The 11259-nt window shown below is 59.7% G+C and carries 12 protein-coding genes; all 12 read right to left on the bottom strand.

The window, feature by feature from the left end; all coding sequences use genetic code 11:
• Positions 1 to 135: 135 nt before the first annotated feature.
• The 12 genes from nrfD to dsrA all read right to left on the bottom strand — a co-directional run bounded on the left by nrfD (position 136) and on the right by dsrA (position 11035).
• Positions 136 to 1389 (bottom strand): NrfD/PsrC family molybdoenzyme membrane anchor subunit, encoded by a 1254-nt coding sequence (gene nrfD / locus ACYQ1P_RS14335; RefSeq protein ID WP_460021021.1) that lies wholly within the window; start codon positions 1387 to 1389, stop codon positions 136 to 138.
• A gap of 14 nt (positions 1390 to 1403) precedes the next feature.
• Positions 1404 to 2165: a sulfate reduction electron transfer complex DsrMKJOP subunit DsrO gene (gene dsrO / locus ACYQ1P_RS14330; protein WP_460021020.1), complete on the bottom strand. Its 762-nt coding sequence runs from the start codon at positions 2163 to 2165 to the stop codon at positions 1404 to 1406.
• Positions 2162 to 2608, bottom strand: a complete 447-nt coding sequence (locus ACYQ1P_RS14325) for an Hdr-like menaquinol oxidoreductase cytochrome c subunit (protein WP_460021019.1) — start codon at positions 2606 to 2608, stop codon at positions 2162 to 2164. The genes dsrO and ACYQ1P_RS14325 overlap by 4 nt, the downstream gene beginning before the upstream one ends.
• A gap of 4 nt (positions 2609 to 2612) precedes the next feature.
• Positions 2613 to 4562, bottom strand: coding sequence for an NAD(P)-binding protein (locus ACYQ1P_RS14320; protein WP_460021018.1), 1950 nt, complete (start codon positions 4560 to 4562; stop codon positions 2613 to 2615).
• Between the two features lie 51 nt (positions 4563 to 4613).
• Positions 4614 to 6110, bottom strand: a complete 1497-nt coding sequence (gene dsrK, locus ACYQ1P_RS14315; protein ID WP_460021017.1) for a sulfate reduction electron transfer complex DsrMKJOP subunit DsrK — start codon at positions 6108 to 6110, stop codon at positions 4614 to 4616.
• A 23-nt stretch (positions 6111 to 6133) separates the two neighbouring features.
• Positions 6134 to 6874 (bottom strand): respiratory nitrate reductase subunit gamma, encoded by a 741-nt coding sequence (locus tag ACYQ1P_RS14310; protein WP_460021016.1) that lies wholly within the window; start codon positions 6872 to 6874, stop codon positions 6134 to 6136.
• Positions 6875 to 7007: 133 nt separating this feature from the next.
• Positions 7008 to 7340 (bottom strand): TusE/DsrC/DsvC family sulfur relay protein, encoded by a 333-nt coding sequence (locus tag ACYQ1P_RS14305; protein ID WP_460021015.1) that lies wholly within the window; start codon positions 7338 to 7340, stop codon positions 7008 to 7010.
• 79 nt (positions 7341 to 7419) lie between these two features.
• A complete protein-coding gene (gene tusB / locus ACYQ1P_RS14300) occupies positions 7420 to 7719 on the bottom strand; it encodes a sulfurtransferase complex subunit TusB (protein WP_460021014.1) in 300 nt (99 codons plus the stop codon).
• A 20-nt stretch (positions 7720 to 7739) separates the two neighbouring features.
• Positions 7740 to 8132, bottom strand: a complete 393-nt coding sequence (gene tusC, locus ACYQ1P_RS14295; protein ID WP_460021013.1) for a sulfurtransferase complex subunit TusC — start codon at positions 8130 to 8132, stop codon at positions 7740 to 7742.
• 11 nt (positions 8133 to 8143) lie between these two features.
• The gene (tusD, locus tag ACYQ1P_RS14290; RefSeq protein ID WP_460021012.1) at positions 8144 to 8503 is read right to left on the bottom strand and encodes a sulfurtransferase complex subunit TusD; all 360 of its coding nucleotides are present in this window, start codon (positions 8501 to 8503) and stop codon (positions 8144 to 8146) included.
• Positions 8504 to 8572: 69 nt separating this feature from the next.
• Complete coding sequence (dsrB, locus tag ACYQ1P_RS14285; RefSeq protein ID WP_460021011.1) at positions 8573 to 9646, bottom strand: dissimilatory-type sulfite reductase subunit beta; 1074 nt, start codon at positions 9644 to 9646, stop codon at positions 8573 to 8575.
• Positions 9647 to 9781: 135 nt separating this feature from the next.
• Positions 9782 to 11035 (bottom strand): dissimilatory-type sulfite reductase subunit alpha, encoded by a 1254-nt coding sequence (gene dsrA, locus ACYQ1P_RS14280; protein ID WP_460021010.1) that lies wholly within the window; start codon positions 11033 to 11035, stop codon positions 9782 to 9784.
• Between the last annotated feature and the right edge of the window lie 224 nt (positions 11036 to 11259).

Raw genomic sequence — 11259 nt, 5'->3', positions numbered from 1 at the left:
GCGGCAATAACGGGGCTCAAAAAATGTTGTGACCTATATAGGGACTTTTGCTGCCGTCAAAAGCCATAAAGAGCGACAAAAAAACAGGGGGCGGTGATGACCGGCCCCCCTGCTGTTTCCATGTATTGACGTGGGTCAGATCTCTTCGGCCAGGGCCGCCTCGGCGGCCAACTGGGCCTGGGTTTTTTCGTAGTCCGGGTCGAGATACTTGTCGCTCAACGAGTCCGGCACTATGCGCAAGGCCTTGGCCGCGACGGCGATGATCAGCATCGTCACGGCAAAGCCCAGCACGCCCAGACCCACTTCCCAACCACTGGGGACGTAGCTGTTGACCCTGCCGTCGAAGAAGCTGCTGCTGACTTCCATGCCGGGGAACAAAATCAGCGGGAAAGCCTGACCGCCGATGATGGTGACGTACATCTGCGCCATGCCGCCAATGAGTACCAGAATGGAGGCGATGGAAATGGCGTTGCAGGAGGACCGCGTTCCGGGATTGAACAGCAACACCATGGGCAGCACGTAGCCGATGCCGACCTGCCCGATCCAGAACAGGCTGGTGTAGACGCCGCCTTCCATCAGAACGAAACGCTCCCAGCCGTGATGTTCCGTGGCATAGAGGTTGGTGAGATGATAGACGGTCACGAAGTAGAAAGAGCCGGCGATGAAAATGCGCAGCAAATCGCCCATGCGCTGGGTCACGTAACAGCCCAATTCGCGGCCTGTCCAATTGTAGATGGCCAAGACCACGAGATTGAAGAAGGCCAGCCCATAGGCAAAGGAGAAGATGATGAACATCGGCGCCATGATCGCCGCGTCATAGGCCTGACGGGCCACGATAAAACCGAAAATCGAGCCCGTACCGGTGGTTAGGGCCAGACGCCAGACGAAGGCGAACTGCCCCACTTTCGACGAAATGGGGTTCATCCGCCGTTCCAGCATGACCCACAAATAGGCCAGGACAATGACGAAGAAGCCGGTATAGAGGTAGATGTTCCACGAGAAAATGGACTTGAAGTTATAGCTGGTCATGGCCACGGTCAAACGGTCCGGGCGGCCCAGATCCAACACCAGAACGGCCAGTCCACCGGCCAGCAGGGCCACCGACACGACGGTCGATAGGGGGGCCAGCGGCTTGTACATCTTCTTGCCGAACACGGAACTGATGGAGGCCACGTTCAGCGCTCCAGAGGCGGCGACAATCAGGAACACGGCGAAGACATGCGGGGTGCCCCAGACAATCTGGTTGTTCATCCCGGTGACCCAATGGCCGTTATGCTCCATGTAGAGAACGCAAGCCAAACCCGCGAGCACGACAAGGCCGAGCCAGCCGAGGAACAGGTAATATTTGCTGCCCGAGGCGGCAACGTGATCCAGGTTGATCCGTTTCATACTTTCGTTCCCCCTCAGAAGCCGTGATACAGAACGCCCGGGTTAAGCCCCAGGTCAGCCCGGATCTGGGTCGTGGCGATGCTGGCAACCCGCCGGGCAATCTCGCTGTTGGGATCGTTCAGATCCCCGAACAGCATGGCTCCCCCGGCCTTGGCGGCACAGGCTTCAACACAGGCCGGAAGGCGACCGTGATCGACCCGGTGCGAACACATGTTGCAGCTCTCCACCGTGCCCTTGCCGCGCGGCGTGTGGGTTTTCTGCATAACCAGATCTTCATGCACAAAGGAGCGGGCCTTGTAGGGGCAGGCCATCATGCAATAGCGGCAGCCGATGCAGATATGCTTGTCGACCAGCACGATCCCGTCGGCCCGCTTGAACGAGGCCCCGGTCGGGCAAACGTCGGCACAGGGCGGGTTTTCACAATGCTGGCACATCATGGGCAGGGAAAAGGCGTAGCCGGTCTTGGGATTTTTGACATCGACCTTGCGAATCCACTGGGCATCCTGCTGGTCATTGCTTTTGCTTTCGTCACCCCAGCCGTGCTCGGCCTTGCAGGCCCCGACACAGGCATCGCAGCCCGCATCGCACTTGGTGGTATCAATCAGCAGTCCCCAGCGGACCTTGTCAGTGACCGGCCCGGTCACCGCAGCCTCGGCAGGCTTGGGCGCGACCAACAGCACACCTGGAGCTATGGTCATGGTCGCCGCCGCCGCTGCGCCCGCAAGCAAGCGACGCTTGTTGTGGTCCAGCGACAGATCAGAATGCAGTTCGGTCATTGGGCCTTCTCCTCTTGTCGAGGCTTGTGGGCCAATTCGAAACCCTTCCAGGTCTCGTCTTGCAGGGCGCTATGTCCGCCCTCGCCACGCACCGGGGTGTGACAACCGAAGCAGTCGATGGTCACGGCGGCGTAGCTGTGGCATTGCTGGCAGAAACCATACAGGGTTTCGGCCTTGACTTCGGGGCGCGGGTCCGGCGTGGCGTGGCATTCGACGCATTCCGCCAGGGAGTATTTCTCCCCGCGGATTCCTTGCCGCATGGTCTCGTCGCGCTGGTGCTTGAGATAGTCCATGTGGTTGCGCCGCATGACATTGGTGGGCTCCACACATTGCGTGCCCTTGCCCTTTGTCAGGTGGGGCAGGAGCGAACCGTCACCGGCCTGGGCGGGGAATGCCCCCAGCACCAGAACGGCGATAGCCATTAACCACGTCATCCGGATCATGGGTTTACTCCCCGAGGCCCATGTCGATGTAGCCGGTCGGGCAGACATCGGCGCAGATGTGACAACCAATGCAGCGGGTGTATTCAGTATACACATACCGACCGACGGCCCGGTCCGCTTTCTTGGTCCGATGCACGGCATCCTGCGGGCAATAGATCACGCAGTTGTCGCATTCGAAGCACATGCCGCAGCTCATGCAGCGCTTGCCTTCATCCTGGGCGGCTTCCTCGGTCAGCGACTTGATGCGTTCCTGGAAGTTGCCCAGCACTTCCTCGGCCCCGATCTGGATTTCCGGCCGCTTGTTGCGCGCCTTGAACGGGAAATGACCCAGGTACAGGTCGTTGTGCGGGATGATTTCGGCGAAGGAACGGTCTTCGTAGTTGTGCACTGCGAAATCCGCATCGGAAGTGCCCCGGGTCGGGCCTTCAGCCTTCGAGGGCTCCAGACCGCGATCGCGGAGTTCTTCCATCAGGTTGAAGTGATGCACATCGACACGCGGACGCTTGCCCAGTTCCTCGGCCCCGGCCAGCACCTTGTCGATGCTCTCGGCGGCAATGGAACCCTGGCCGATGGCCGTGGTCAACAGGTGCGGGCGAAGGATGTCGCCACCGGCGAAGTGCTTGTTTTCCTTGCCCTTGACCTGGAAGGTCTTGTTGGCCTCGATGAAGCCGCGACCGTTGTCCATGACCTCGATGCCGGTCATGTCGCCCATCTGACCGATGGCCGAGACCACCAGATCGCATTCGATGGTGAACTCGGTGCCCTCGCGTGGGATCGGACGCATGCCGTCCATATCGCATTCGCACATCTTCAGGCCGATGGCGCGACCGCCCGCGTCCTTGAGGACTTCCAGGGGCATGACGCCGCCACGGATGTCCACGCCTTCGCGCAGGGCATCCTGACGCTCATGATCGGCGGCCGTCATCTGTTCGATCGGGAACAGCGAGGTCAGGGTCGAGGCCACGCCCTCGCGGGCCGCGGCACCGGCCACGTCATGGGCCGTATGGCCGAGCACGACATTTTCCGGACGATCCTTTTCGTGGGTGGTGGAGATATGCCCCAGACGACGGGCCACCGAGGCCACGTCGATGGAGGTGTCGCCACCGCCGACCACGACAATGCGCTTGGTCACGTATTGCAGGCGGCCTTCGTTGAAGGCGCGCAGGAAATCGACACCGGTCAGGCAGTTGGGGGTATTGTCCCAGCTCGGGATCGGCAGCGGACGGCCCTTCTGGGCGCCAATGGCCCAGAAAATGGCGTCAAAGTCTTTTTCCAACTGTTCGATGGTGACGTCCACACCGACCTTGACGCCGGTCTTGGCTTCCACGCCCATGTCGATGATACGGCCGATTTCGGCGTCCAGCATCTCACGCGGGGTACGGTAGCCGGGAATGCCATAGCGCATCATGCCGCCCAGTTCGGGCAGGGATTCGAAAACCGTGACCCCATGGCCGTCGCGGCGCAGGAAGAAGGCCGCGGCCAGACCGGCCGGACCACCGCCGATGACGGCGACTTTCTTGCCGGTTTCCTTTTCCGGCTTGGGAAAGCCGATCTTGTTCTCAATGGCCCAGTCGCCCACATACTGCTCGACCGAGTTGATGCCCACATAGTCATCGACTTCGTTGCGATTGCAGCCGTCTTCACACGGAGCCGGGCAGACACGACCCATGCAGGCCGGGAACGGGTTGGCTTCGGTCATGCGCTGGAACGCATATTCCTGCCAGGACATGCCTTCCACCGGCGGCTTATCCATGCCGCGGGCAATGGCCAGCCAGCCGCGAATGTCGTGACCGGAGGGGCAGCTTCCCTGACACGGTGGGGTCTTGTGCACGTAGGTCGGGCACTTGTAGGACCAACTCGCCTGGAAGATCTTGTCCTCGTAGCGATTCCAATTCTTATCGCCCTCTTTGTACCGGCGGTACGTCAGAGCGGTATTCGATGTTTGTTGATTCATTGCTTCCTCACCGTGCTACTGAATTCTTGAAACTCTGAAACGGGGCCAGGATTACTCCTTTGTGCCCAGACGGATGGCGTTGCTCACCAATTGGTGCACCGAAACGATAGCGTCCATATCGAAGCCGTAATAGGGCATGACCTTGGTGAACTGACTCTTGCAGATGGCGCAGATGGCCGCCATGTGGGTCACCCCGTGGCGTTCACGGGCATCGGTCAGGGCCTCCATGCGGGGCAGGGCACCCTTGACGCGCAGTTCCATCAGATCGTCGGTCAACAGACCGCCGCCACCGCCACAGCAATAGGTGCTTTCGTGGATGGTTTCGGGAGACATGTCGACGAAGTTGTTGCAACTGGCCTTGATGACTTCACGCGGAATATGGAACTGACCGCCCGGCATGTCGCCCATGCGCGAGGCGCGGGCCACGTTGCAGGAGTCGTGGAAGGTGACCGTCATGTGGTCGTTGGCTTCCTTGTCCAGGTTCAGCGCGCCGCGCTTGATCATGTCGTGCGTAAACTCGCAGATATGCTGCGGCACCGGATAGTTCGGGTCCAGGAAGTCCCAGGGACCGGCCAGGGTATTGAGGAAAGAATAGGCGACCCGCCAGGCATGGCCGCATTCGCCGAACACGATCCGCTTGACGCCCAAATCCAAAGCCGCCTTGCGAATTCGGTTGGCGACCTTGAACAGCTGGTCATAGGACCCGATGAACATGGAGAAGTTGGCCGCTTCAGAGGCATAGGTGCTGACCGTCCAGCTAATGCCCGCCTGATGGAACACCTTGCCGTAGCCAATCAGGCCGTCAATATGCGGTTCGGCGAAAAAGTCGGCGGACGGGGTGACCAGCAGGACCTCGGCCCCTTGCTGATTGACCGGATACTTGACGTCAAATCCGGTCTCGTCCTTCACGTCCTCTTCCAGATCTTCCAGAGTCTGGATCAGCGCCGGTTCCGGCAGGCCCAGGTTGTTGCCGATCTTGTGCACCTTGGTCAGGATTTCATTGCAATACTTCTGGCCAACGCCGACGTGATCCATGATCTCGCGGGCAGCCATGGAGATCTCGGCGGTATCAATGCCGTAGGGGCAGAATACCGAGCAGCGGCGGCACTGGGAGCACTGGTGGAAATACTTGTACCAGTCGTCCAGGACTTCCTTGGTCATGTCCTTGGCACCGACCAGTTTCGGCGCGATCTTCCCGGCCAGGGTGAAATAGCGGCGGTAGACGCTGCGCAACAGATCCTGGCGCGCCACCGGCATGTTCTTGGGGTCGCTGGTGCCCAGGAAATAATGGCATTTGTCGGTGCAGGCCCCGCATTTGACGCAGGAATCCATATACACCTGGAGCGACTTGTACTTGGTGAGCAGGTCACCGAGCTTGGCCACCGCCTTGTTTTCCCAGTCATCCACCAGTTCGCCCGGAAAACCCAACGGTTCCTGGTGCTCCGGCTTGGCGATGAACGGTTGCGAATGGTCCATCGACCCCGGCACAATGGCCGGGATTTCGCGGTATTTCCGGAGCTCCGGAGTTTCGATTTTCGCCTTGGCCACGATAACCCTCCAGTCGTCCTTGTTTAGCGTTCCCGCGTCGCATCCATGGGGGCCGCCCAGGGGGCCACATGGCGAACTTCGCGCGGGTTATCGACCATGGTCCGGGACGGGCTGAAGAACACGCCCGGTGCATGCAGGAGCTTGCTGAACGGAAACACGATCATGAGAACGGCCACCAGGGCCAGATGAATGAGCAACGCCGGGTCGGTCGGCAGGGGCTGCCAGTTGAAGGTGACGAGGCCCAGGGTGAACGCCTTTAGCTGAACGATATCCGTATGCGCAACGAACTTCATGCCCAGTCCGGTCATGCCAATCCCGACCAGCAGGGCCAGCATCAAATGATCGGAGGGCTGCGAAATGTAGCGCACCCGATCGACCAGGAAGCGCCGCGCCCACAGACCGAGCAGCCCGACCACCATGGCCATGCCGCCGTAAATTCCCAAAGGCTGGGCGAGGGAGACCCAGAACCACACCGGTTCCGTGAAGTAGCGCAAGTGGCGCACGACAACCAGAGCCAGTCCGCCATGGAACAGCACGGCGAAAATCCAAATCCAGCGATTGGACTTGAAAAGACTCTCGAACAGCGCCACCTCTCTGGCAAGGCGGAACACCACCCCGGTCCGAGTTGTCGGCGCGGGTGTTGTCGGAATCACCAGTGGCGACGGAACCGTCGCGAACTGCTTGATCTTCAGCCCCGTGAACACGACCAAGACAATGGTCGCGAAGTAGAACAACAGGGCATAGACTACCGTTAGGAGCGTCATGGAGGCGCTCTCCCTCACGAAAATCCAAAAAACTCAACGTTTCCGTACCAGCGACCCGGAATCCCAATGGAGATTCGAGGCGTTCGGCTGTCCGGTATGCGGCGGAGGAGGGGTCTCCTCCGCCACCATACGATCAGACGCAGCCGGTCGGCTTCGGCAGGCCACCGATTTTACAGGCCTGCTTGGCCGGGCCATACGGGAACAGCTCGTACAGGTACTTGTTGCTGCCCTTCTCCGGGCCCAACTTCTTACCAATCGCCTTGACCAGCACGCGGATGGCCGGAGCAATCTGATATTCTTCGTAGTATTCACGCAGGAAGTCGATCACTTCCCAGTGCTCCGGACCCAGGTCAACGCCTTCGTCCTTGGCGATCAACTCGGCGATTTCCTTGGACCACTCGGACAGGTTGGTCAGGTAGCCTTCCTCGTCATGTTCGACAGTCTTGCCATTCACTTCATAAGCCATATCAACTACTCTCCTTGTTAAGCGATGGACACGAGGTCCACTCTTGAAACCATGGTCGTGGACGTCCGTAGACGATCAATCAGAGCCAGGAATTACTGGGACCCTTATCCACCACCAGATCCACGAACCCGTCGTAGTCAACGACGGAGATGCCGTCAACTACCCGTCCATCGACACCACGCACCTTGAGATCGGCACTTAGGACGTAGAAATCGTGGTCCGCCATGGCCGACTTCACGCGGTCGGTCACGGCAGTATTGTCGAGGGCGCCGTAAACGCCGTCCTCGATGAACAGAATCGAGCTTCCCTTTTCAGCCAGACGCAGGCAGGCATCGAGGGCATTCCGCTCGAACGGCGACTTGTTGACGATATGCAGCATGTCTTCGTTCTCCTCTGCGCTCAGCCAGAAATGATGACGTCTTGCTCGGCAATGAGGGCAGCCAGATCGGCGGCGCTCAAAACCTCCACATCGACGATCAGATCGTCTTCCGTCAGGCCCCGGGCTTCCATGGATTCCTTTTCCACATACAGCCGTTCAACGTCGTAGCCGTCGAGCGCCCGATAGGTCTTGGAAAAGTTCTTCATGGCGTTGGTTTCAGAATTGTCCACGCCCTTCATGATCTGGTAGACGCCGTCATCGATGAAAGCCAGACAGGTATCCTGATCGAAGGCGGCGGAAATCAGAACCGTCTCCAGGACTTCGAGGGCATAGATGGTGCCGTAAGGCGCCTTGCGGTTCAGAAACATGAACTTCTTGACGACGCCTTCGGTGTCAAATTCGAACTCAGGCATTACAGTCCCCCTTAATCACCGAATGTCACAAGACGCTCGCACCCCATGCCGGCTTCGATAAGCTGGCCCAGGCCGGAGATGCGGAAACCGTCGGCCAGGATTTCATCCTTGATGCCCCGGCGCAGGCCCGCCGCCACGCAGACCACCAGGTCCACGTTGTGCTCGGCGGCGAGTTCGCCCCACTGCTTGACCAGATTGCGGTCATCAGATTGCGGTTCCGACAGCTTGTTTCCGTTGTTGACGCCGTCGTAGTAGAAAAACACCCGCGGCACTTGGTGCCCCTTGGCGATGGCGGCCTTGGCGAACATGTACGCCGAGTCCGATGCCTGGTGGGTGAACGGCCCTTCATTGACGAGGATGCCGATATTCATGGTCTTCTCCCCCTTGGGTTCCCCTTGGGTTGCTCCTAAATCGAACGGTGGCTTCCGCCACGTCCCCTTTTACAGGTGGACGTGGGAGGAAGTGTTCAGGGAGTTGCGGCCCCCCCGCCAGTCGTCGATGTGATACTTGGTGAACGGCAGCCCGGTCAGCTCGAAGAAACGCGGCCAACCAATGCGGTCGATCCATTCGTTCATGCGCTCCCAGGGACGACCGTCGGCCTTGTAGGCACCGAGGATCTTTTTTACCGCAGTAGCGACTTCCGGCCAACGCGGGGCGTTGTTCGGCAGACCGGCGATGACCAGCTTGTGGAAAGCCGGGCTCGAACGGGTCGAGGAGTGCTTACCGCCGACCCAGATGGCCAGCTTGGAGTTCTCCGGATCGTTGATCTGCATCGGCGGGCAGGGCGGGAAGCAGGCACCGCAGCAGATGCACTTGCGTTCATCTACTTCGAGGCTCGGCCTGCCGTTGACCAGCGCCGGACGAATGGCCGCCACCGGGCAGCGGGCAATAACCGCCGGCCGTTCGCACATGTTGGACACCAGATCATGGTTGATCACCGGCGGCTTGGTGTGCTGGATGTTGATGGCGATGTCGCCCTGGCCGCCGCAGTTGATCTGGCAGCAAGAGGTGGTCATCTTCACCCGGTTCGGCATTTCTTCATGGATGAAGTCTTCGTAAAGCTCATCCATCAGGGCCTTGACCACGCCGGAAGCGTCGGTGCCCGGAATGTCGCAGTGCAACCAGCCCTGGGTGTGGGAGATCATGGAGATCGAGTTGCCCGTGCCCCCCACTGGGAAGCCGTGCTCGTTGAGCTTGGCGATCAGCGGATCAACTTTGGACTGGTCGCTGACCATGAACTCAATGTTGGACCGGGCGGTGAACCGCACGTGACCTTCGGCGAACTCGTCGGCGATATCGCACAGCAGACGGATGGTATAGAGATCCATCTGACGCTGGGTACCGGCCTTGACGGTCCAGATTTCATCACCACTTTTGGCAACGTGATGCAGAACACCGGGCCGGGGGCGGTCATGCCAATCCCACTTACCATAGTTCTTCACCATCACCGGGTGCATGTACTGAATGGGGTCGGGAACCCCGCACTCATCGGGCATACGCGGCTTGTCGCTCATACTTTCCTGCCTCCGAACATATTACTCTTGTGGTCCTTGCTGGACCGTCACACGTTTCCCCCGTCGGGAGCATCGCCCATGAGGACGATGCCCCCTTGATCGGGAATGAGATCGGCAAACTTGCCTTTGGGAGCCTTATTCGGCCGCCGCGGACTGCTTGCGCTTGTTCCACTTCTCCACTTCCGCGTCCCAATCGTCCATGCGGACGTAGGACGAGGTGCGCGGATGCTTGACCATGTTCGGATCCACATCCAGGCCGACACCTTCGAGGAAGTTGACCAGACCGATACGCTCGATCATTTCACCGGTGCGCTCGTGTTCCAGAGCGTTTTCGGCGAAGAAGTCCAACACGTCAGCGGCCAACTGAGACAGCTTCTCGTAATCCTCGTCGGTTTCGAGACGCATGAACGGCACGACCACGGAACCCATGAGGTCACCGATCTTCAGAGTCCGCTTGCCACCCACCAGGATGGTGCAGCCCTTCACGTCGCCCGGGGACAGGGCCTTGGTCAGCACGTTGATGCAATGCATGCAACGCACACAAGACTGGTTGTCCACGTCCAGCGTGTCGTCGTCGTTCAGGGACAGGGCGCGGGTCGGGCAGAGGTTGATCACCTGATCGATGATCTCCTTGCGGCCGCGCTCGGCCACGTATTGCTTGAATTTCTCCTGATTGACCTTCATGTCGTCGGCCCAGGTGCCCAGGACCGCGAAATCGGAGCGGTGCGAGGCGTTCACGCAGTCGTTGGCACAACCGGAGAACTTGGCCTTGAACTTGTAGGGCAGGGAGGGGCGATGCATGTCATCGAGCACGTTGTTGATGACGCTCTGCATGGCCTTGGATTCGTCGTAGCAGGACTGCTCGCAGCGGGCCGCGCCGACGCAGCTCATGGAGGTCCGGACACCGGCCCCGGCACCGCCGAGGTCGAAACCCATTTCGTTCAGCTCGTTGAACGCGCTTTGGACGTGATCCGTATCGGCACCCTGGAACATGATGTCGCCGGATTGGCCGTGGAAGGCAATCAGGCCGGAACCATGCCGCTCCCAAACGTCGCACATGTCGCGCAACAGCTTGGTGTTATAGTGCATACCCGCCGGAGGCATGACACGCAGGGTGTGGAATTCACGGGATTCCGGAAACTTGTCCGCCACTTCCGAGAAGCGCGGGATGATGCCGGCGCCATAACCGAGGACACCAACGGTGCCACCCTTCCAGTAACCCTTGCGGGTCTCGTAGGAATGCTCAAGCTGACCCAGGAGACTCTTCATCACCGGGGCATACTGCTTGCCTTCGTCATTTGCCAGCCGCTTCAGACCAGTGATGAAGCTCGGCCACGGACCGTCCTCAAGCTGATCCAGCAAGGGCGTATCGGGCATCTTGTTCGCCATATTGTTCGACCTCCAGTATTTCCTTCCTGCCTTCGCCCCCCCAACACCTGTAGGGAACGAAAGGCTCGCGTTCATTTTTTAGGGAAACTGAATCTGAATGCCTTCTTTGGCGCGCGACCACAAAGTCGACGCCCTCCCCGAAGGCTTACCACAAATGGCACCACCATTTGTGTATCAGACGATTCCCTGCCTGCGACCGCCCCCTTAGCGATTGTTGTTTGGGG

The sequence above is a fragment of the Magnetospira thiophila genome, assembly GCF_054657015.1.
This window is presented reverse-complemented; position numbering and strand designations above follow the sequence as displayed.

Coding starts and splice junctions, on each gene's coding strand:
- ACYQ1P_RS14310 (WP_460021016.1), bottom strand. CDS start 6,874: ATGACGCTCCTAACGGTAGTCTATGCCCTGTTGTTCTACTTCGCGACC.
- dsrA (WP_460021010.1), bottom strand. CDS start 11,035: ATGGCGAACAAGATGCCCGATACGCCCTTGCTGGATCAGCTTGAGGAC.
- tusD (WP_460021012.1), bottom strand. CDS start 8,503: ATGAATATCGGCATCCTCGTCAATGAAGGGCCGTTCACCCACCAGGCA.
- nrfD (WP_460021021.1), bottom strand. CDS start 1,389: ATGAAACGGATCAACCTGGATCACGTTGCCGCCTCGGGCAGCAAATAT.
- tusC (WP_460021013.1), bottom strand. CDS start 8,132: ATGCCTGAGTTCGAATTTGACACCGAAGGCGTCGTCAAGAAGTTCATG.
- dsrB (WP_460021011.1), bottom strand. CDS start 9,646: ATGAGCGACAAGCCGCGTATGCCCGATGAGTGCGGGGTTCCCGACCCC.
- ACYQ1P_RS14320 (WP_460021018.1), bottom strand. CDS start 4,562: ATGAATCAACAAACATCGAATACCGCTCTGACGTACCGCCGGTACAAA.
- tusB (WP_460021014.1), bottom strand. CDS start 7,719: ATGCTGCATATCGTCAACAAGTCGCCGTTCGAGCGGAATGCCCTCGAT.
- dsrO (WP_460021020.1), bottom strand. CDS start 2,165: ATGACCGAACTGCATTCTGATCTGTCGCTGGACCACAACAAGCGTCGC.
- ACYQ1P_RS14305 (WP_460021015.1), bottom strand. CDS start 7,340: ATGGCTTATGAAGTGAATGGCAAGACTGTCGAACATGACGAGGAAGGC.
- ACYQ1P_RS14325 (WP_460021019.1), bottom strand. CDS start 2,608: ATGATCCGGATGACGTGGTTAATGGCTATCGCCGTTCTGGTGCTGGGG.